Source organism: Streptomyces sp. NPDC037013 (assembly GCF_055607265.1).
This window is the reverse complement of sequence record NZ_JBVJRV010000001.1, coordinates 215,645-235,584: the sequence shown is the minus strand read 5'-3', so window position 1 is coordinate 235,584 and position 19,940 is coordinate 215,645. Positions and strand designations below refer to the sequence as shown.

The following is a 19,940-nucleotide window of genomic DNA, read 5'->3' as shown; positions in this document are numbered from 1 at the left end:
ACGTGTCCGCCCGCGAACGTCCCGCCACGGGGCGGCGCAGGATCTGGCCGGTCCTGCTGCTCGTCCTGGCCTGTGCGGCCGTGCTGCTCATCGCCCTCCCGGAAGACGACCGGGAGGGCGATGCGGCATGCCGGCCCCGCACCGTGGCCTCCTGGACCCCCGACGACGAGACCACCGCGGAGTTCGCCCGCTACGGCGACGACACGACGCGCACCGACGACTGGACCGGCGGGGACGGCACCCACTCGGTGCGGCTGCCCGACGGCAAGGTGCTGTGGCTGTTCTCCGACACCTTCCTCGGCCAGGTCCACGCACCCCCCAACCCGGCGGGCCAGGCCCACACCTGGCGCGACGCGAACACCCCGATGATCCGCAACTCCGCGGTGGTGATGTCGCGTTCGGGCACCCTGCTGCGCACCCTCGCCGCGCCGCTCTTCCCCGATCCGGCGCCCCAGCAGTGGCGCTGGCCGGTGGCGGCCCGCGTGGAGCCCCGCACGCCCGACTCCGCCGAGCGGGTCGTACGGGTGCTGCTGTGGAACCGGATGGCGAGCCAGGGGCCCTGGATCTACGGCGTCCCCCTCGCCACCGAGGTCGCCACGCTCTCCCTGCCCGACCTGCGCGTCGAGTCCATCGCGAAGGTCTCCGACCAGCAGGCGGTCGCCGATCCGGAGAAGCGGATCCTGTACGGCACGACGACGGCCGAGGACGACGGCTGGACGTACGTCTTCGGCGGCACGGACGCCCAGGCGAACGCCCGCCCCTCCTCTCACGCCTATGTCGCCCGCGTCCCGCACGGCAGGCTCGCCGAGGCCGACGCCTGGGAGTACTGGGACGGGGAGCAGTGGGGGCACGACGCGACACCCCGGCCCGTGCTCGGTGACGGCGGGCGCAAGGGTGTGGGCAGCGCGTTCACGGTGGTGCGGGACGAGGGGACGTACGTCCTCTTCACCATGGCCGCGGGGACGAAGGGCCTGACCACCGTCACCTCGTACTGGTCCTGCTCCCCCACCGGGCCCTGGCACGGCCCCGCCAAGGGGTTCGAGGCGCCCCTGCCGAAGGACGGCGCGCCGCAGCAGGAGACCGCCGCCTACAACCCGCAGGCCCACCCGGCGCTCGGCGGCGACGGCCGTCTGGTGCTCAGCTACGACGTCAACTGGCTGAACGCGACGCCCGCCACCGCGCAGGCCAACGTCAGCCGGAACGTGTCCCTGTACCGACCGCGGTTCGTGTCCCTGCGGCTCGGGGCGGCTCGCTGACGAACTCCCGCGGGTCCCGCGAGCGGCGCTTGGCGATGACCGCGCAGACCATCAGCTGCATCTGGTGGAAGAGCATCAGCGGCAGCACGGCCAGCGAGGCGTCCGCCCCGAACAGGACGCTCGCCATGGGCAGTCCGGCGGCCAGGGACTTCTTCGAGCCGGCGAACTGGATCGCGATCCGGTCGGCCCGGCCGAAGCCGAGCCGCTTCGCGCCGTACCAGGTCAGCGCCAGCATCGCGGCGAGCAGCACCGCCTCGACACCGAGCAGCGCGAGCAGCCGCAGCGGATGGACCTGGTGCCAGATGCCCTGCACCATGCCCTCGCTGAACGCGGTGTAGACGACGAGCAGGATCGAACCGCGGTCGACGTAACCGAGGATCTTCTTGTGGCGCGTGATGAAGCCGCCGACCCAGCGGCGCAGGAACTGCCCGGCGAGGAACGGCACGAGCAGCTGCAGCACGATCTTCAGGAGCGAGTCGCCGGAGAAGCCGCCGGCGTCCCCGCCGATCAGGGCGGCCGCGAGCAGCGGGGTGAGCAGGATGCCGGCGAGCGAGGAGAAGGAGCCGGCGCAGATCGCGGCGGGGACGTTGCCGCGGGCCATCGACGTGAAGGCGATGGAGGACTGGATGGTCGAGGGCACCAGGGTCAGGAAGAGGAAACCGCCGTAGAGCGCGGGCGTCAGGACGTACGGGACGAGCCCGCGGGCCGCCAGCCCAAGCACCGGGAAGACGACGAAGGTGCAGGCCAGCACGGTGACGTGGAGCCGCCAGTGCTTGAGCCCGTCGAGCGCCTCGCGGGTGGAGAGCCGGGCGCCGTAGAGGAAGAAGAGCAGGGAGACGGCCGCGGTGGAGGCGCCGGACGCGACATCGGCGGCGGTGTCACGGGCGGGCAGCAGGGCCGCGAGCCCCACGGTCGCGAGCAACGCCACGATGTACGGGTCGACCGGCATCCAGGACGGCCACTTCAGGCGTTTCACGGTGCTCCATGCTCTCGGTTCGGGGACGTGCCCGGCGCGGGGCGCTCGGCGCGGGCGTGCCCTCTCCATGATCCTCCCGATGCGGGTGATCGGGGAACCCGTACACCGCTCTGACTGTCATCACGTTCCGCGATGACCGGCGCTAGGCTGACCCGCGTGTACGAACCCGCGCAGTTGCGCACCTTCCTCGCGGTCGCCCAGACGCTGAGCTTCACCCGGGCCGCCCGCCGGCTCGGCCTGCGCCAGTCGACCGTCAGCCAGCACGTGCGCCGCCTGGAGGACGCCACCGGCCGGCTGCTGTTCACCCGCGACACCCACAGCGTGGAGCTGACCGAGGACGGCGAGGCCATGGTCGGCTTCGCCCGGCGCATCCTGGCCGCGCACGAACAGGCCGCCGCGTTCTTCGCCGGGACGCGCCTCGGCGGGCGGCTGCGGTTCGGGGCGTCGGAGGACTTCGTGCTGACGCGGCTCACGGACATCCTCGAGACGTTCCGGTACGACCACCCCGACGTCGACCTGGAGCTGACGGTCGAGCTCTCCGGCACGCTCCACAAGCGGCTGGACGCGGGCCGGCTCGACCTGGTCCTCGCCAAGCGGCGCCCGGAGGATCCGCGCGGTGAGCTGGTGTGGCAGGACGACCTGGTCTGGATCGGCTCGGAGCGGCTGCGCCTCGACCCGGAGCGCCCGGTGCCGCTGATCGTCTACCCGCCGCCGGGCATCACCCGCGCCCTCGCCTTCGAGGCGCTGGAGCGGCGGGGCCGCGCCTGGCGCGTGGCCTGTACGAGCGGCAGCCTCAACGGCCTGGTGGCGGCGGCCCGCGCGGGCCTGGGCGTGATGGCGCACTCACGGGGCCTGATCCCGCCGGGCCTCGTCCCGGTACCCGACCGGGCGGGCCTGCCGGAGCTCGGCCGGGTCGACTTCGTACTGCTGCACGCCGAGCGCCGGGCCTCCGCCCAGGAGGCCGCGGACGCCCTGGCGGCAGCAATCCTCGCGGGCGGCGACCGGCTGCACCGGGGCGGACGCTGAGGCGCGGGGCGCGCGAGGGGGGTTACCGCAGCGGCCGCGGATAGGTGAGTTCCTTGAAGCGGCGCAGGTAGGGCGCCGCCTCGACGTGCCGCACCCCGTCGAGCGAACCGAGCCTGCCGCTCAGGTAGGCGTAGAGCTCGTCGGTGTCCCGGGTCAGGACGCTCGCCATCAGATTGGCGGCGCCGGTGATCGCGGAGACGTGGGCGATCTCCGGGTGCCCGGCCATCGCCCGGCCCACCTCGTCGAGGGCGCCGGGGACGACGGTGACCCAGAGCAGCGCGGCGGCGGTGAACCCGAAACGGGCGGCGTCGTACTCGACGTCGGTGTAGAGGGCGCCCGAACCGAGCAGGGCGGCGACGCGGCGCTTGACGGAGGACTCGGAGCGGCCCGTGAGGCGCTGCAGTTCGGGGTAGGTGGCGCGGCCGTCGGCCTTCAGGGCGGCGACCAGCGGCTCGTCGTCGGGGACGATGCGGGCCGGACCGGGGACGGCCGGGGGCAGGGCCGCGGTCAGCGCGGCGACCTGGCCGGCGTCGAGCGGCCGGTGTTTGCCGATCCAGCCGGTGCGGCCGCCGTAGAAGCGGTGCAGCAGCTGGTGGGCGGTGATCTCGATGAGCTTCCGGCTGCGCAGGAGTTTGCCGAAGAGCAGGTCGTCGTAGTCGCCCGGGGTGCGGGGCAGCGTCATGCAGACCACCTCGGTGCCCGCCGACGTGAGGTGGACCCACGCCGTGTCGGGGCGGCGGGCCAGGGCGGCCGCGATGGCCTCGGCGCCGTCGGGCGCGCAGCGCAGCCGCAGCATCCACTCGTCACGGCCGAGCCGCCGGGTGTCGCGGACGCCGATGACGCGCAGTCCTGCCTCGGCGCGCAGGCGGCGGTAGCGGCGGGCGACGGTCTGGTCGGAGACGCCGAGGACGCCCGCGATGCGGCTGAAGGGGGCCCGGCCGTCGATCTCCAGCGCGTGCAGCAGCTGCAGGTCCAGCCGGTCGAACGGTTCGGATTCCACCAAACTTCCCCCGTTCCATGTCGGATTACGTCGAAGTTCTGGGCTGTGGCACCGGGATCGTCCGCCGCCGCCGCCGTCATCGTACGGGGACACGGAGATCCGTGGGACGACGAGCCGAAGGAAACAGGACATGCGTACATGGGGGCCGCTGACCGCGGTGTCTCTGGGAACGTTCATGCTGCTGCTTGACGTGTCGATCGTGATCGTGGCGCTGCCCGAAATGGCGCGGGCGCTGGACGCCTCGCTGAGCGACTTGCAGTGGGTCATCGACGGTTACGCGCTGGCGCTGGCCGCGCTGCTGCTCGGTGTCGGTGCCGCCGCCGACGTGCTCGGCAGGCGGCGGCTCCACGTGATCGGCACCGCGCTCTTCGCGGTGGCCTCGCTGGGCTGCGGGCTCGCCTCGGACGCGGAGCTGCTGGTGGCGGCCCGCGCCGTGCAGGGGCTCGGCGCGGCCGCGATGCTCGCGACGACGCTGCCGCTGCTCGGCGCCGCCTACCGGGGGCGCGACCGGTCGACCGCGCTCGGTGTGTGGGGCGCGGTGAGTGGCGCGTCGGCCGCGCTCGGCCCGATCGTCGGCGGGGTGCTCACCGAGGGGCCCGGCTGGCGCTGGATCTTCTTCGTGAACCTGCCGGTGAGCGTGGCCTCGATCTGGCTGACGCTGCGCGTGGTGCCGGAGTCGAGGGGTCCGGCGGGCCGCCGGGTCGACTGGGCGGGCACGGCGGCGTTCGCGTGCTTCGCGGGGGCGGGCACGTACGGGGTGCTGCGCGGCGGGGCGGAGGAGTGGGCCTCGGCGGCCACCGGAGCCGCCTTCGCGGTCTCGGCGCTCGCGCTGCTCTGCTTCGTCCTGGTCGAACGGCGCGTCGCGCAGCCGCTCCTCGACCTGCGGCTGTTGCGCAAGCCCGCCTTCACCGGGGTGCTGATCGGCGCGGTCGGCTACAACGGCGCCGCCTTCGGCGTCATGCCGTACCTCTCCATCTGGCTGCAGACGGTGCTGGGCATGAGTCCGGTGCGCGGCAGCCTGGTGCTGCTGCCGCTCGCCGCCACCTCGTTCGTGGTGGCGCTGCTCGCCGGGCGGCTGCTGCACGGGGCGGCGCCGCGCCTGGTCATCGGGGTGGGGCTGCTGCTGATCGGCGCGGGCGGGCTGTGCATGGCGGTGCTCGACGCCGGCTCGTCCTGGCCGGCGCTCGCACCGGGGCTGACGCTCACCGGTGTCGGGGCGGGGCTGGTGGCGCCGGGGCTCGCGGGGGCCGCGCTCGCGGCGGTGCCGCCCGCCGACGCCGGGATGGCGGGCGGTGCGGTCAACACCTTCCGCCAGCTCGGATACGCGGTCGGGGTCGCCCTGTTCGGGACGGTGCTCACCGCCCGCATGAAGGGCCCGCTCGGGTCGGAGGCGGCGCATACCGTCGCGGGCGGCGGGGCGTCGGCGCTGCACGGCTCGGTGTCCGGGCACGCGGTGCGCGCGGCCTTCGCGTCGGGGCTGAACGGGGCCGCGCTCACGGCGGGCGCAGTGGGCCTGGTCGCCGGTGTCGTGGTGCTGGTGATGGTGCGGCCCGCGCGGCGGCCCTCGGGGGCGGTGGGCGCGCACGGGGCGGGCGGGGCGTCGGGGGACGGGGTCGCGGAGCCGGGCGGTACATCACGGGCCATGGTGCGGTGAGCACCATCGTGGGGCGGGTGAGCCGAATTTCGGGAAGCAGAAGAATTCCGGCCCCGCCAGGGTTTTATCCGTCAATCCGGGAACGCGCCCCGCTGGAAATTATCGGCCATTCGCGAATTCCGGTACGGGCACCCCTGAATTCGCCTTCCGGGCCTATCACTTCGGCGCTATGGTCTGTTTCCCGGCCGGTCGGCCGGGAGGGGAACAACCGGGACAGAGGAGAGCCACGCATGTCGAAGGTCGACACCTCAGGTACCTGGACAGCGCTCAGCATCAACCCGCCCAACCTGCAGGGTCTGCGCACCGACAACGTGAAGTGGGGCGTTCCCGCAGGTGGGGGCATGAGCGGCTATCTGTTCGCCGGCGGAACGGTCGATGTGCTGCTGGACGGCACGGAGTTCACGCTGGGGACGTTCACCCATCAGAACTTCCCCATCCAGGGGATGTCGCAGAACCAGTTCGAGGTCGAGCTCGCGGCCCGCGTCGTATTCGAGGACCAGGTGCCGCACGACTTCACCTTCCGTTTCCAGCACAACGAGACACCCAACGTCGGCGCGAATCCCGAGGACATCGTCGATCTGCCCACCAAGGTGTCGCCGGAGACCGTGACGATCGACAACACCGAATACGCGGTGGTCATCACCGGGTTCAAACAGGGCGGCCAGATCGTCACCCGCTTCATCAGCCCGGAGAACAGCGCCAACAGCGCCGACCTGGTCGCGGTCCTTGCCCGCACCGGCGCCCCGGACGTCCACATCACCAATGTGCGCTTCAAGGGCGAGGTCAAGCGCACCCAGGCCGACGAGTTCGTCGAGGTGGTCAACCGCGGCACCGCGCCCGCCGACATCTCCGGCTGGGTCCTCGGCGCCGACGACGCGGGGCAGGACTTCACCTTCCCGCCGGGCACGGTGCTGCTGCCCGGCGACCGCATCCGTATCTACACCGACCAGGTGCACCCGCAGTGGGGCGGCCACTCGTACGGCAGCGGGCGGCCGATCTGGAACGACCGGGGCGACGCGGCCAGGCTTCGCGACACCGCGGGCAAGCTGATCTCCGAGTACGCGTACGGCTCGGCGGCGACCACTCCCTGAGCCGCACCCCCCCCCGCCCCGGCGCTCTCGCCACGAGGCGCCGGGGCGCCGGGGCGGGTGGGCGCCAAGGGCCGGAACTGGTGCATGATCATGGAACGTCCGCAGACCGGGGCCGCTGTCCGGCAGGAACCATCTGTACGCTGCGTACAGATTCGGTGGAGATTACGCCACCGAAACTTACTCCGACGTAAGTAAGTTGTCCGGCCCTTCCCCTTGTGGCCGCATTTCCACCGGCTGACCTGTGCCGATGGTCCGTACCGACGGCGCCTGGACCCCCTCCCGAACGCGCGCGGGGTGGGGTACGGTCACGGCGCTGTGCGGAGCGCCACAAGGAGCATCATTGCGCGAGTTCACCAATCCTCCGTTGGCGTCGGTGCCGCTGGTGGGCGGCCTTGCCGACGCCGTGTTCGACCATGCCCTCGAGGACCCGTCGCGCATCGCCTTCGGCCGCAAGACCGACGGACAGTGGAGGGACGTCACCTCGGACCAGTTCCGTGACGAGGTGCTGGCGCTGGCCAAGGGGCTCATCGCCCAGGGGGTGCGGTTCGGCGACCGGGTCGCGATCATGTCCCGCACCCGGTACGAGTGGACTCTCTTCGACTTCGCCCTGTGGACCATCGGCGCCCAGGTCGTCCCGATCTACCCGACGTCCTCGGCCGAGCAGGTCGTGTGGATGCTGCACGACGCACAGGTGTCGGCCGCGATGGTCGAGCACGAGGACCACGCCATGACGATCGGCTCGGTCATCGACCGCCTGCCGCAGCTGCGCAAGCTCTGGCAGCTGGACGCCGACGCCGTCGGTGAACTGGGCGCTGCCGGACGGGACATCGACGACGAGGTGGTGCACCGGCACCGCCGCGCGGTCACGCCCGACTCGATCGCCACGATCATCTACACGTCCGGCACCACCGGCCGCCCCAAGGGCTGCCTCATCTCCCACGCGAACTTCATGTTCGAGGCCGATGTGATGGTGGCGCGCTGGGAGCCGGTCTTCCACTCCAGACGCGACAGCGAGGCCACCACGCTGCTCTTCCTGCCGCTGGCCCACGTCTTCGGCCGCATGGTGCAGGTGGCGGCGGTGCGCGGCCGGGTCAAGATGGGGCACCAGCCCAGCCTCAACGCGGCGGCGCTCCTGCCCGATCTGGCCGCCTTCCGGCCCACGTTCATCCTGGCCGTGCCGTACATCTTCGAGAAGGTCTTCAACGCGGCGCGGCGCAAGGCCGAGAAGGACGGCAAGGCGGCGCCGTTCGACAAGGCGGTGGAGTGCGCCGTGCGGTACGCCGACGCGATGGAGGCCAAGGCGTTCGGGACCGGCCCCGGCCCCTCGGCCGGTCTGCGCATGCAGCACCAGCTCTTCGAGAAGCTCGTCTACTCCAAGGTGCGCGAGGCGATGGGCGGCCGGGTGCGGCACGCGATGTCCGGCGGCTCCGGGATGGACCGCCGCCTCGGCCTGTTCTTCGCCGGCGCGGGGGTGACGATCTACGAGGGGTACGGCCTGACGGAGTCGACGGCCGCCGCGACCGCGAACCCGCCGGAGCGCACCCGTTACGGCACGGTCGGCCAGGCCATCCCGGGCTCCACCGTGCACATCGCGGAGGACGGCGAGGTCTGGCTGCGCGGCGGCAACGTCTTCCAGGGCTACCTCAACGACCCCAAGGCCACCGACGCCACCCTGCACGACGGCTGGCTGGCCACCGGCGACCTGGGGGCGCTCGACGAGGACGGCTATCTGACGATCACCGGGCGCAAGAAGGAGATCCTGGTGACGTCCGGCGGCAAGAGCGTCTCGCCGGCCCAGCTGGAGGAGCGGGTGCGCGACCATCCGTTGGTCGCGCAGTGCATCGTCGTGGGCAACGACCGCCCCTACATCGCGGCGCTCGTCACGCTGGACGCGGAGGCCGTGGAGCACTGGCTGACCATGCGCCTCAAGCCGATGCTGAAGCCGGGCGATCTGGTGCGCGACCCGGATCTGGAGACCGAGGTGCGCCGGGCCGTCGTCGCCGCCAACACCCTGGTGTCCCAGGCCGAATCGATCCGTACGTTCCGCATACTGGCGCACCAGTTCACCGAGGAGCACGGGCTCCTCACGCCGTCGCTGAAGCTGAAGCGGAAGGCGATCGAGACGGTGTACTCGACGGAGGTCGAGGCGCTGTACCGCAGCTAGGCGTGGCCGAGGGCAGACAAGGGCAAGCGTCCGCCCAATTTCTGACGGGCCATCAATTCCCGTCGCGCCCCTTATTGACGGTTCATCAGCTCCCGCACAGAATCAGCCCCACTTCGACTTCAGGGGGCTCGACCGTGTCGCGATCGATCCGCACCATCACCGCAGCCGCCACGGCCCTGCTGCTCGCCACCGCCTGCAACTCCGCCTCCGACAGCGGCGGTTCGGGCGGAACGGGCGACGGAAAGGGCGGCGGTTCCGTGCGCGGCGTGAGCGAGGACTCCATCAAGGTCGGCGGCATCGTCTCCATGACGACCGCCAGCGGGTACAGCAAGAAGGACACCGACCTGGGCGCGCGGGCCCGCTTCGACCGCGCCAACACCGAGGGCGGCGTGCACGGCCGGAAGATCGACTACCTGGGCGCGGAGGACGACGGACAGGACCCGGGCAAGAACCTCGCCGCTGCCCGCAAACTCGTCCAGCGCGACAAGGTGTTCGCCATCTCCCCGATGAGCTCCGTCACCTTCTCCGGCGCCGACTTCCTGCAGAAGCAGAAGGTTCCCACGTTCGGTTGGGGCACCGTCCCGCCCTTCTGCGGCCCGTCGTACATGTACGGCTTCGGCGGCTGCATGGTGCCGATGCCGGGCGGCACCATCACCCAGAGCTGGCCCGAGGGGCTGAAGAAGGTCACCGGCGGCGCCAAGGGCAAGTCGGTGGCGATCCTCGCCAACGACAACGACGCGGGCACCTTCGCCATCCGCACCTACAAGCAGAGCTTCGCCGCGGCCGGGTACGAGGTGACGTACGCCGAGTCGACGGTGCCCGCCACCTCGGTGCCGAACGACTGGTCGGCGTACACCAAGGAGATCATGCGCTCCGACGGCGGGAAGGCGCCGGACGCCGTCGTCTCCGTGATGCAGACCCCGTACAACATCGGCCTGTTCACCTCGGTCAAACGGGCCGGCTTCCAGGGTGTGCTCACCGATCCCACCGACTACGACCCGGGTCTGCTCGCCAAGAGCGCGACGCGGAAGGCCCTGGACGGCGTGCACGTCCTCCTCTCCTTCCAGCCGTTCGAGCAGGACAGCGCGGACATGAGGCGGTTCAAGGCGGACATCGGGAAGGCGGCCGGCAAGAAGGTCCCGCTGAACATGCACATGATGACGGGCTACATGTCGGCCGACCTCTTCCTCGCCATCGCCGACAAGGCCGGGAAGGACCTCACCGTCGACTCCTTCCAGCGGGCGGCCGACGGCTACTCCGACAAGAACACCATGGTCGGCGACCGCCGGCTGCCCGAGGGGCGCAAGGCGTCGTTCGGCTGCGGCGCCCTCGTCCGGCTCAAGGACGGGAAGTACACGGTGTCGTCACCGTTCGAGTGCTACGAACCGATCCCCTTCAAGTAGGGGCGGGCCGCCATGTCGGACCTGCTGGGATTCGTGCTGAGCGGTCTCGTCTCCGGTGCCCTCTACGCCCTCCTCGCCACGGGCCTCGTCCTGTCCTGCTCGGCGTCGGGCCTGTTCAACTTCGCGCACGGCGCGACCGCCTACCTCACCGCCCTCACCTTCCACGAACTGCACTCCGGCTTCGGCTGGCCCGCCGTGCCGACGGCGCTGCTCCTGGTCCTGGTGGCCGCCCCGGCGCTCGGCCTCGGCCTGGACCGGCTGATGTTCCGCAAGCTGGCGCGGGTCGGCGAGACCGCGCAGATCGTGGCCACGATCGGCCTGCTCGTCGCCCTGCCCGCGCTCGGGCTGTGGGTGGTCGAGCTCCTCGCGGACGCGGGGGCCTCCGTCGCGCCCGCCGAGAACCAGTTCGGCCTCCCTGGCGTCGGACCGAGCCCCGCCAGGAACTGGCAACTCATGGACGGCGTCGGCATCGACTCCGACCAGGTGATCACCTGGGTGGCGACGGCGGTGGTCGCCGTCGGCCTGTGGATCCTGCTGCGCCACACCCCGCTCGGCCTCAGGCTGCGGGCCACCGTCGACAACCGCTCGCTCGTGGAGCTGCGCGGCATGAGCGCGGACCGGCTCTCGTCGGTGGCGTGGATGCTGTCGTCGGGGCTCGCGGGCCTCGCGGGGGTGCTCGCCACGCCCCTTTTGGGGCTGTCCGCGCACGACTTCACCCTCTTCCTCTTCGTCTCCGCGACGGCCGCCGTGCTCGGCCGTTTCCTCTCGGTGCCGCTGGCGTTCGGCGGCGGACTCGGGCTCGGCGTACTCCAGAACCTCGTCGCCGGATACGCCGACTTCGCCGGGAACATCACCGGATTCCGTACGGCCGTGCCCTTCCTCATCCTCTTCGCCGGGCTGCTGCTGCTCACGCGGCGGCAGCGGACCGCGGGCACGGCGGCGGTCGACGCGCCGCCCGCCGACTATCTCGCCGGGCGGCCGTGGCGCCGTGTCCAGGGGCCGTGGGCGGTTGCCGCGGGACTCCTCGCCCTCGGCTTCTACACGGTGACGACCCCGTTCTGGAGCGGCCTCCTGGCCCAAGGGCTCGCGATCTCCCTGGTGTTCGTCTCCTTCACCGTGGTGACCGGGCTCGGCGCGATGGTCTCGCTGGCGCAGGCCACCTTCGTCACGGGCGCCGCGCTCGTCGCCGGGCTGCTGATGAGCCACGGCTGGCCGTTCGTCGCGGCCGCCGCGGTGGGCACCTGTGCGGCGGCCGTCCTCGGCGCGCTCGTGGCGCTGCCCGCACTGCGGCTCGGCGGACGCTCGCTGGCCCTCGCGACCCTGGCGCTCGCCTTCCTCGCCGACCAGGTCCTCTTCCAAATGGGCTGGCTGCGGAACGGCGACACGGGCTGGGAGATCCCCCGGCCCGTCTTCGGACCCGTCGACCTCTCCGACGACCGCGCCATGGGCGTCGCCATGATCGTCCTCGTCTCGGCGGTCGTCGCCGGTCTCGATGCGCTGCGGAACTCGCCGTCCGGGCGCGCCATGCTGGCCGTACGGTCGGCTCCCGCGGCGGCGATGGCGTGCGGGGTCTCCGTCGTCCGGACCAAGCTGCTCCTGTTCACCCTGTCGGCGGGGCTCGCGGGGTTCGGCGGCGTGATGTACGCGTCCTTCAACACCCGGATCACCGCCACCGACTTCACCGCGACGACCGGCCTGATCTGGCTGGCGGTGGTGGTCGCGGCGGGCGTGCGCAGGCCGCAGTTCGCGGTGGTGGCGGGCCTCGTCTTCGCGGTCGTCCCGCATCTGATGGCGGAGTACGTCACGGACTCCGTACACCTGCCGGTGATCCTCTTCGGCCTCGCGGGGCTGGCACTCGCCAACGACCCGGACGGATACTGCGCGGCGGTGCCGGTACGGATGCACCGACGACGCCGGGCGAACCGGCCCGGCGGCGGCGCGGCGGCGCGGTCGGCCGCCGAGGGGCGGGAGCGGGGAGAGGCAGCGGGCGGCCCTGCCCCCACCGTGTCCCCGGTGGCGCCGCTCCCGCCTCCCGGCCGCGGCGGACCCGGCGGACCCGGCAGAGCCGGCGGACCCGGCAGACCCGGCAGACCCGGCGGACCCGGCAGAGCCGGCGGACCCGATGGCGTTTGTGGCCCCGGGCAGCCTCCACCCGTGCTCGCCCTCCGCGGCCTGCACGCCGGATACGACGGCGCCCCCGTCCTCCACGGCGTCGACCTCACCGTGCACGCCGGGGAGATCGTCGCCCTGCTCGGGCCCAACGGCGCGGGCAAGTCCACCACCTGCCTCACCGCGGCGGGACTCATCCGGCCCACCGCGGGCACCGTGTACGCGGCAGGGCTCGACGTCACCCGCCAAGGCGCCCCCCACCGCTCCCGCGCCGGCGTCGTCCTCGCCCCCGAGGGCCGCGGCATCTTCCCCTCCCTCACCGTCGACGAGAACCTCGCCCTCCACCTGACGGACCGGGACGCGCGCGACGCCGTGTACGAGCGGTTCCCGGGACTCGCCGCCCGGCGCAAGGTCACCGCCGGTTCGCTGTCCGGCGGCGAACAGCAACTCCTCGCGCTCGCCCCGCTGTTGCAGCGCCCGCCCGACGTGCTGATCGCGGACGAGCCGTCCCTCGGTCTCGCGCCCCGCGTCGTCGACGACGTGTTCCGCCTGCTGGTCGAAGTCCGGGACGCGGGCGCCGGGCTGCTGCTCGTCGAGGAGAAGGCCGCGGAGATCCTCGGGGTGGCGGACACGGTCGCGTATCTGGCGCGGGGCCGCGTCTCATGGTGCGGCCCGCGCTCCGAAGTACGGGCGGACCGGCTCACGGAGGCGTACCTGGGCCTGGCAGCGGACGGCGGGCCGCGTACGCCGGAGGGGTCGGCCCCCACGACGAAGGGTTCGGGCCGGCCATGAGGGAAGAGGTGCGCATCCTGCAGGCGCGGGACATCGGCGTCCGCTTCGGCGGGGTCCGCGCCCTCGACGGGGTGGACCTGACCGTCCGGGCCGGCGAGGTGTGCGGGCTGATCGGCCCGAACGGAGCGGGCAAGACCACGCTCTTCGACGTCCTGTCGGGCATCCGCCGCCCCGACCGGGGAAGGGTGCTGCTCGACGGGGCGGACGTCACGCGCCGCTCCCCCGTCTGGCGCGCCCGGCACGGGATGCGCCGCACCTTCCAGCGACAGCAGCTCTTCGGCCAGCTCACCGTCGCCGACAACCTCGTCGTCGCGCAGGAGTGGCGGGGCGGTGGCGGCGGGTTCGCGGCCGACCTGCTGGCCGCGCCGTCCCGGCGGGCGCACGAGCGCAGACGGCGCGAGCGGGCCGCCGAGGTGTTGCGTGCGTGCGGACTCGACGCGCTCGCCGGAGAGTACGCGGGCGCGCTCCCCGTCGGCCGGGCCCGGATGGTGGAGCTGGCACGCGCGGTCGCGGACCCGCCCGGGGTGCTGCTCCTGGACGAGCCCGCTTCCGGAATGACGGCCGACGAACGCCGCCATCTGTCGGCCGTCATCCGGCACCTCGCCGCCGAGGAGGGCTGCGCGGTGCTGCTCGTCGAGCACGACGTCGCGTTCGTGATGGAGCTCTGCGCCCGCGTCGTCGTCCTCGACCTCGGCCGGGTCCTCGCGCACGGCACGCCCGCCGAGGTGCGCGCGGACCCCGGGGTGCGGGACGCCTACCTCGGCACGGCCCCGGGCAGCGGCGCCGACGCCCGATAGACGACCCGCCAGGCATCAACCCCCATACTGGGCAACAATCTTGGTGAACTCGTACGGCGACTGCGCGATGCCGCTACAGGAGTCCCCCGCTTCGCCGCCGGCCCCGCACGCGCGGTCGCGGTTGACGGACCAGAAGGCGTACCGCGCGATGTGGTGCTGCCGCGCGTACGCGAGGATCTTCCTGAAGTCGGCGGTGGTCACCGTCTCGCCGGCGACGTCGGTCCTGCCGTTCATGGAGGAGATCCCGATGTGCTTGTACGCGTCGGCGTCGCCGTAGCCGTAGGCGCTCTTGACCGCGGACTTGAGCCCTTCCATGGCGCTGACGGACGCGTCACCCATGGTGCCGCCGTGCCCGTCGAAGTCGAAGGGCATGATCACCCAGGCGTCGGCGGCGAGCCCTGCCGTCGCGCCGCGCCTGATGAGGTCCTTGCCGGTGGCGTCGGGGCCGTTCGGGGTGGTGCCCATGGTCACGTAGGTGACGATGCCGGGATTCCTCGACTCGACGATCTTCAGGGCGTCCACGACGCGTTGGCGCACGGTGGCGTTGGCGAACTCGGTGTTCTCGATGTCGATGTCGAAGGCCTTCAACTTGTAGGCGTCGATGACCTTCTGGTACGCGCCGGCGAGCGCGGTGGCGCTGCCGCACTTCTCGCCGAGCTTGGCACCGCTCCAGCCGCCGACGGAGACGACGATGTCCCCGCCGGCACGCCGTATGGAGTTGACGGCGGCCTCGTCGGAACCGCCCTTCAACGGCCGGCTGCCGTCCCAGGCCGGGTTGCAGCCGCCGTCGGAGAGGATGAAGGCGAGCGTGAACCACTTGACGCCTGTAGCGGCCATGACGTCGGTGGGCTTCTGCGGGTTCCCCCAGCCCAGGTACTCGTAGGGGGCTGCGTGGAGGGTGCCGGATGCCTGCGCGGCGGGGGTCGGCGGGGTGGGGGTCGGCGTGGCGGGGGTCGGCGTGGCCTGCGCGGTGGGGGCCGGCGCGGCGGGGGCGGCGGGTTCCGCGGCGAGGGTCGGGGCGGCGGCGCCGGTCAGGGCGGTGAGGACGGCGAGGGCGGTGAGGGCGGCGCGTGCGGCGGTCGTTCTGCGGGAGGTGGGATGTGGCATGACGGTGATTCCTCTCCTTGTGGCTGTATGCGGGTCTGCGTGCGGGTCTTCCTGCGATGTCCGGCCGCTCTGTCGCCGCGGTCGCGCAGCGGTCTCGTTCCGCAATGTCAGGAAGGCTTCCTGACAGTCCGTAGACGCGGTGGGCTGCCAGGGCCCTGGCGTGGAAGGGGGTCAGCGGGGTGTCGCGTGAGTGGTGGGCGTACGGCCGGGGGTGCGGGTGCGGGTTCGGGTACGGGGGCGGGTGCGGTACGCGTAGGAGGGCGGGGACGTCGCGGGGGCGCGCGCCCCGCCCCCCAGGGCGCGGACGGTGGCATGATCGGGCGAACGGCAGCGGACCGGGGCGGTCCGGGCGGCGTCACCGGTCGGCGCGTACGCCTGGCAGCGGCACCCCCGAAGTCGAGGGTGCGCGAGGCGCAGCACCGGCAGGGGTCGCTTGTCCAAGACTCGCCCCGGTAGCGGGCGAAGGCCTCCGACTCCCCCCAGATCCGGGCCAGTTCCGCCTCCCGGACGTTGGGCGCGGCCGGGCCGAGCAGCTCGGCGGCGGCCGGACAGGGCAGCGCCGTGCCGTCCGGGGAGAGGGCGCCCAGCCGCCCATGCAGGGCTTCGCGATGCCGTCGACGTAATCGGGCGCCACCCACACCAGCTCCATGCGGCCGGCGAGCCGCTCCCGCCACCGCCCGACTCGTTCGCGGGCCCGTACCACCTGGCTCCGGCCCGGCATGAGGGCGTCCCGGTCGCGCAGCACCCAGCCGTAGAACTGCGCGTTGGCCAGTTCGACGCGGTCGGCGCCCCAGGCGAGGCCGAGCTCCATGAGGGAGTCCAGCGCGTCGAGGTTGGCCCGGCGCAGGACGGCGTTGAGCCTGAACGGCAGGCCGCCTCCCTGATGAGCCGTGCCGCTCCGCGCACCCGCGATGAGGCGGGCGGACGCAGGGGCGGTGTGCCGCACGGAGACCTGGACGTTGCGCAGTCCGCCGTCGACGAGCCGGGCGAGGCGCTCCCGGTGCAGGCCGACGCCGCTGGTCACGAGCTGCGTGTGGATGCCCGGTGTGTCGGCCGCGGCGACGATGTCGGGGAGAACGCGGCGGAGCAGGGGTTCGCCGCCTAACAGCTGGACCTGCACGACGCCGAGCGCGATGCCTTTACGCAGCACGCGCACCCACTTCATGGTCGTCAACTCACCCGACTCCAAGGCGAGTTCGACGGGGTTGGAGCAGTACGAGGAGCGCAGGGGATAGCCGGGGGTGAGTTCGGCGAGGAGCACCCAGGGCGGGTCGGAATCCGCAGCGCCCCTCTCCCCTACTGTCACCGCAGCCACCCCTCGGCCCGCAGCCGCGCCAGGAACTCCGGCACCTCATCGGCGACGGGCGCCTCCGGGTGCCGACCCATCAGCTCAGCGACGATCTCCTCCACGGAGCGCGAGCCGTCGCAGAGAGCGACGATGCCGCCGGCGGCTCCCCGCAGCACGACGACGCGCTCGGGCAGCACCAGGAGGTCGACGTCGCGCACCCGGTCGTGGCACAGGAGGACCGAGGGGGCCAGCGCGGGGTGCCACACCTCACGTACGACATCGGGAGCGGTCACACGGCACCTCCGGTTCCGCGGTCGCCGACGTCGAGCACCGACCACAGCGGCCACAGCACGTCGCACTGGAACGCGAGGGCGGAGACGGCTCGCCCCTGTTCCCGCCGGGTGCGCGCCCAGGCCAGGACGAGGGCGAGCGCCTCCCGGCCATCGCGGCCGCCCTGCCCGACGGCCGGGTCCATCCACCGGTAGTGCTTCTCGAAGGCGGCGACCCTGGTCCGCATCAGGTCGGGCACGAGCCTGAGCCGGCAGAAGTTGACGTAACCGTCGACGGCAAGCCGCACCCAGCGCTCGATGCCACCCTCGTACATGCGTACGTTGAAGGGATGCCGGTCGTGGTAGCGCGCGGCGGCGACGGCGCGCAGCCGGCCGGTGAGTTCTCCCGGAGTCCAGGGCCGCGCCCCGACCTCATCCCCGGCCGTGCCCTCGCTCGTCATGGCGCTCACCGCTCGATCACCATCCCGTCGGCGGCGACCCCGAGGCCCCAGTCGGCGAGGAGCTTGTGCTGCTCGGCATCGGGGTCGGTCAGGCGCAGGGCGACGGACCGGGTGTCCGCGTCGGGCCCGGCCCCGGCGGCGTACCGCGGCCACTCGGCGGGAGCGGTACGGCGCAGCCGAGCCAGGTCGATCTGGTCGGCGATGTCGGGGATGGCGTTGACGAGGTACCAGCGGTCCTCGCCCGTGTGGACGGCGAGCGCGGCGTGGCGGCGGCGTCGCTCCGGATAAGCGCGGGCCCCCGCGCACCCAAAGCACCAGATGCCGTGCATCGGCTGCCTTCCTGAAGAGGTGGGGTTTCAGGAACAGACCACAGAGACGTGGAGCGGCCCATGCGCTTATAGAGTTCACATAGGTGTCCCGCGTTCAGCGGCGTGGCAATAGAGTCGCGCCCTGAAGGGACACCGTCAATGGTCCGGACCGAACTGCCCGGCCGGCCACCCCGCACACCTGATCCCCACCCGTATCTCCCTCTACATGGTCAGGAATGCAGCATCGGCCCTGATCGTTGACCATGGATAGACCAACCGACGAATGAAGGATCGAAAGCTCGTGAGCAAGGTTCCCCCGATCATCCTGAACAATGGCGTCGAGATGCCCCAGCTCGGCTTCGGCGTGTGGCAGGTTCCGGACGACGAGGCCGAGAAGGCCGTCGCGCTGGCCCTGGAGGCCGGGTACCGCAGCATCGACACCGCGGCCATCTACGGCAACGAAGAAGGCACGGGCCGGGCCATCGCCGCCTCCGGCGTGGCCCGCGAGGAGCTGTTCGTCACGACGAAGCTCTGGAACAGCGACCAGGGTTACGACACGACACTGCGCGCCTTCGACGCCTCGCTGGCCAAGCTCGGCCTGGACTACGTGGACCTGTACCTCATCCACTGGCCGCTGCCCTCCAAGGACAGCTACGTCGACACGTACAAGGCCTTCGAGAAGATCCAGGCGGACGGCCGCGCCAAGTCCATCGGCGTCTCGAACTTCCTCCCCGAGCACCTCGAGCGGCTCCTCGGCGAGACGTCGGTCATCCCCGCCGTCAACCAGATCGAGCTCCACCCGCACCTGCAGCAGCGCGCCTCGCGCGAGTTCCACGCCGAACAGGGCATCGCCACCGAGGCGTGGTCGCCGCTCGGCTCCGGCAAGGGCCTCCTGGAGGTCCCGGCGATCATCGCCATCTCCCGGAAGCACGGCCGCACGCCCGCGCAGATCGTGCTGCGCTGGCACATCCAGCTGGGCAACGTCGTGATCCCCAAGTCCGTGACGCCGTCGCGCATCAAGGAGAACATCGACGTCTTCGACTTCGAGCTCGACCCCGAGGACATGGCGGCGATCTCGGCCCTGAACGAGGACCGCAGGACGGGCCCGGACCCGGCCACGTTCGACGTGGCCTGAGTCTTCGCCTCAAACGTCGGCCGGCCTGCCGGAGCAGGCCGGCCGACGGCATGTCACTTCACCGCCACATGCACCGTCTGCGCCGACAGCAGGAACAGGTCGGGGCGGCGGTGCAGGCTCTGGGGGTCATCCTCCGTCAGGAGGCGGTCGAGGGCGGCGAGGTCATCGGGGGCCAGGCGGTCGGCGTGCATCTCGCGGCGGCGGGTCAGCTCCGTGACCACGTGGGCGCGGGCGTCCTCCGTCAGCGGTGCCGGCAGATCGAGGAGGAAGGTACGGGTGGCCTCGTACCGCAGGCCCGCGTCGGCGAGCAGGGCCGGCCAGTCCTCCGTGGTCTCCTTCGCGCCGTCGAGCCCCGCGCGCATCTCTGCGAACCACTCCTCGTCGGCGGCGTCGAGGCGGGCCAGGAGTCCAGGTCGGCCGAAGCCGATGTCGCGCGGGAGGAAGCGGGGGTTCAGGCCGCCCTCCAGCAGGGCGATGGCTCCGCCCGGAGCGAGGTGGCCGGCCAGCGCGGTCAGCGCCGCGCCCTGGTCGCCCACGTGGTGCAGGGACTTGCACAGCCACAGCAGGTCGGCCACCGGCACCGCGTCGATGTCGTCCGGGAGGGCGGCGCGCGCCGTGGTGAAGCGGTCGGCGAGGCCCTCGTGCGCGGCGCGTTCGCGGGCCCGCTCCAGGAGGGCTTCCTCGGGGTCCGCCGCGACGATCCGCGCTCCCGGGAAGGCCTCGGCGAGCAGGAAGGAGATGGCACCCGGCCCGGAGCCGACGTCGGCGACGACGCCCGGCGCGGGGACCCAGCGCTTCAGCCAGTCGGCGACCTCGCCGTACTGGGGCGCGGCGACCCGGGCGTAACGCTCCAGCATGGCGCCCATGGCCGCCCAGTCCATGTCGCCGCCGTGGCCGTGACCGTGTCCGTGGCTGTGTCCGTGGCCCGCGCCTCGGGTCTGCTCGTCTCCCTGCCCCTGGCCCTGGTCCTGGCCTTGAACCTGACCCTGCTGATGGCCCATCGTTCCTCCGTCGCCTTCCGGTCGGTCGAGCTGTCCTGGGGTGTCGGGGCGTCCTCGCGTGCCGACAGGGCCAGAGTGCTCCCGGTTTCCGGTCTCCGACCAA

General features: G+C 72.3%; 17 protein-coding genes. 9 read left to right on the top strand and 8 right to left on the bottom strand.

The features are described 5' to 3' along the window. Positions 1–2: 2 nt before the first annotated feature. On the top strand, positions 3–1,256 hold the full coding sequence (locus ACZ7DY_RS01055; RefSeq protein ID WP_471128339.1) for a DUF4185 domain-containing protein: 1,254 nt from the start codon (positions 3–5) through the stop codon (positions 1,254–1,256). On the opposite strand, the gene ACZ7DY_RS01050 is transcribed toward ACZ7DY_RS01055, so the two are convergent. Next, the gene (locus ACZ7DY_RS01050) at positions 1,192–2,232 is read right to left on the bottom strand and encodes a bile acid:sodium symporter family protein (protein WP_471128338.1); all 1,041 of its coding nucleotides are present in this window, start codon (positions 2,230–2,232) and stop codon (positions 1,192–1,194) included. The genes ACZ7DY_RS01055 and ACZ7DY_RS01050 overlap by 65 nt on opposite strands. 156 nt (positions 2,233–2,388) lie before the next feature. On the opposite strand from ACZ7DY_RS01050, the gene ACZ7DY_RS01045 reads away from it, so the two are divergent. Next, a complete protein-coding gene (locus tag ACZ7DY_RS01045) occupies positions 2,389–3,258 on the top strand; it encodes a LysR family transcriptional regulator (protein ID WP_471130158.1) in 870 nt (289 codons plus the stop codon). A gap of 22 nt (positions 3,259–3,280) precedes the next feature. Here ACZ7DY_RS01045 and ACZ7DY_RS01040 read toward each other — a convergent pair whose 3' ends face one another. After that, a complete protein-coding gene (locus tag ACZ7DY_RS01040; protein ID WP_471128335.1) occupies positions 3,281–4,258 on the bottom strand; it encodes an Lrp/AsnC family transcriptional regulator in 978 nt (325 codons plus the stop codon). Positions 4,259–4,388: 130 nt separating this feature from the next. Here ACZ7DY_RS01040 and ACZ7DY_RS01035 point away from each other — a divergent pair, with 130 nt between their 5' ends. The 6 genes from ACZ7DY_RS01035 to ACZ7DY_RS01010 all read left to right on the top strand — a co-directional run bounded on the left by ACZ7DY_RS01035 (position 4,389) and on the right by ACZ7DY_RS01010 (position 14,268). Further along, a complete protein-coding gene (locus ACZ7DY_RS01035) occupies positions 4,389–5,912 on the top strand; it encodes an MFS transporter (protein ID WP_471128333.1) in 1,524 nt (507 codons plus the stop codon). Positions 5,913–6,142: 230 nt separating this feature from the next. Continuing rightward, positions 6,143–7,003 carry a choice-of-anchor K domain-containing protein gene (locus ACZ7DY_RS01030; protein ID WP_471128331.1) on the top strand — a complete coding sequence of 287 codons (861 nt, stop codon included), beginning with the start codon at positions 6,143–6,145 and terminating at the stop codon, positions 7,001–7,003. A gap of 340 nt (positions 7,004–7,343) precedes the next feature. Further along, positions 7,344–9,167: an AMP-dependent synthetase/ligase gene (locus tag ACZ7DY_RS01025; RefSeq protein ID WP_471128328.1), complete on the top strand. Its 1,824-nt coding sequence runs from the start codon at positions 7,344–7,346 to the stop codon at positions 9,165–9,167. A 134-nt stretch (positions 9,168–9,301) separates the two neighbouring features. Continuing rightward, positions 9,302–10,570: an ABC transporter substrate-binding protein gene (locus ACZ7DY_RS01020; protein ID WP_471128326.1), complete on the top strand. Its 1,269-nt coding sequence runs from the start codon at positions 9,302–9,304 to the stop codon at positions 10,568–10,570. 12 nt (positions 10,571–10,582) lie between these two features. After that, positions 10,583–13,471 carry an ABC transporter permease subunit gene (locus ACZ7DY_RS01015; protein ID WP_471128323.1) on the top strand — a complete coding sequence of 963 codons (2,889 nt, stop codon included), beginning with the start codon at positions 10,583–10,585 and terminating at the stop codon, positions 13,469–13,471. Continuing rightward, positions 13,468–14,268: an ABC transporter ATP-binding protein gene (locus ACZ7DY_RS01010; protein ID WP_471128321.1), complete on the top strand. Its 801-nt coding sequence runs from the start codon at positions 13,468–13,470 to the stop codon at positions 14,266–14,268. Before ACZ7DY_RS01015 ends, ACZ7DY_RS01010 begins: the two co-directional genes overlap by 4 nt. Before the next feature lie 15 nt (positions 14,269–14,283). Here the strand turns inward: ACZ7DY_RS01010 and ACZ7DY_RS01005 are convergent, their stop codons facing one another. The 5 genes from ACZ7DY_RS01005 to ACZ7DY_RS00985 form a co-directional block, all read right to left on the bottom strand. Continuing rightward, the gene (locus ACZ7DY_RS01005) at positions 14,284–15,375 is read right to left on the bottom strand and encodes a chitinase (RefSeq protein ID WP_471128318.1); all 1,092 of its coding nucleotides are present in this window, start codon (positions 15,373–15,375) and stop codon (positions 14,284–14,286) included. Between the two features lie 355 nt (positions 15,376–15,730). After that, a complete protein-coding gene (locus tag ACZ7DY_RS01000) occupies positions 15,731–16,681 on the bottom strand; it encodes a radical SAM protein (protein WP_471128316.1) in 951 nt (316 codons plus the stop codon). Continuing rightward, entirely contained in the window at positions 16,678–16,956 is a 279-nt protein-coding gene (gene pqqD, locus ACZ7DY_RS00995) for a pyrroloquinoline quinone biosynthesis peptide chaperone PqqD (RefSeq protein WP_471128313.1), read from the bottom strand. Before pqqD ends, ACZ7DY_RS01000 begins: the two co-directional genes overlap by 4 nt. Then, positions 16,953–17,393 carry a heme oxygenase-like domain-containing protein gene (locus ACZ7DY_RS00990; RefSeq protein WP_471130155.1) on the bottom strand — a complete coding sequence of 147 codons (441 nt, stop codon included), beginning with the start codon at positions 17,391–17,393 and terminating at the stop codon, positions 16,953–16,955. Before ACZ7DY_RS00990 ends, pqqD begins: the two co-directional genes overlap by 4 nt. Before the next feature lie 5 nt (positions 17,394–17,398). After that, complete coding sequence (locus ACZ7DY_RS00985) at positions 17,399–17,722, bottom strand: hypothetical protein (RefSeq protein WP_471128311.1); 324 nt, start codon at positions 17,720–17,722, stop codon at positions 17,399–17,401. Positions 17,723–18,044: 322 nt separating this feature from the next. On the opposite strand from ACZ7DY_RS00985, the gene ACZ7DY_RS00980 reads away from it, so the two are divergent. Then, positions 18,045–18,836 (top strand): aldo/keto reductase, encoded by a 792-nt coding sequence (locus ACZ7DY_RS00980; RefSeq protein ID WP_471130152.1) that lies wholly within the window; start codon positions 18,045–18,047, stop codon positions 18,834–18,836. 53 nt (positions 18,837–18,889) lie between these two features. Here ACZ7DY_RS00980 and ACZ7DY_RS00975 read toward each other — a convergent pair whose 3' ends face one another. Then, positions 18,890–19,837 (bottom strand): class I SAM-dependent methyltransferase, encoded by a 948-nt coding sequence (locus ACZ7DY_RS00975; protein WP_471128308.1) that lies wholly within the window; start codon positions 19,835–19,837, stop codon positions 18,890–18,892. Positions 19,838–19,940 lie beyond the last annotated feature (103 nt).

Excerpts from the sequence above, each read along its gene's own strand:
- ACZ7DY_RS01035 (WP_471128333.1), top strand. The coding sequence starts at position 4,389 with ATGCGTACATGGGGGCCGCTGACCGCGGTGTCTCTGGGAACGTTCATG.
- ACZ7DY_RS00980 (WP_471130152.1), top strand. The coding sequence starts at position 18,045 with ATGCCCCAGCTCGGCTTCGGCGTGTGGCAGGTTCCGGACGACGAGGCC.
- ACZ7DY_RS00975 (WP_471128308.1), bottom strand. The coding sequence starts at position 19,837 with ATGGGCCATCAGCAGGGTCAGGTTCAAGGCCAGGACCAGGGCCAGGGG.
- ACZ7DY_RS00985 (WP_471128311.1), bottom strand. The coding sequence starts at position 17,722 with ATGCACGGCATCTGGTGCTTTGGGTGCGCGGGGGCCCGCGCTTATCCG.
- ACZ7DY_RS01030 (WP_471128331.1), top strand. The coding sequence starts at position 6,143 with ATGTCGAAGGTCGACACCTCAGGTACCTGGACAGCGCTCAGCATCAAC.
- ACZ7DY_RS01015 (WP_471128323.1), top strand. The coding sequence starts at position 10,583 with ATGTCGGACCTGCTGGGATTCGTGCTGAGCGGTCTCGTCTCCGGTGCC.
- ACZ7DY_RS01010 (WP_471128321.1), top strand. The coding sequence starts at position 13,468 with ATGAGGGAAGAGGTGCGCATCCTGCAGGCGCGGGACATCGGCGTCCGC.
- ACZ7DY_RS00990 (WP_471130155.1), bottom strand. The coding sequence starts at position 17,393 with ATGACGAGCGAGGGCACGGCCGGGGATGAGGTCGGGGCGCGGCCCTGG.
- ACZ7DY_RS01005 (WP_471128318.1), bottom strand. The coding sequence starts at position 15,375 with ATGCCACATCCCACCTCCCGCAGAACGACCGCCGCACGCGCCGCCCTC.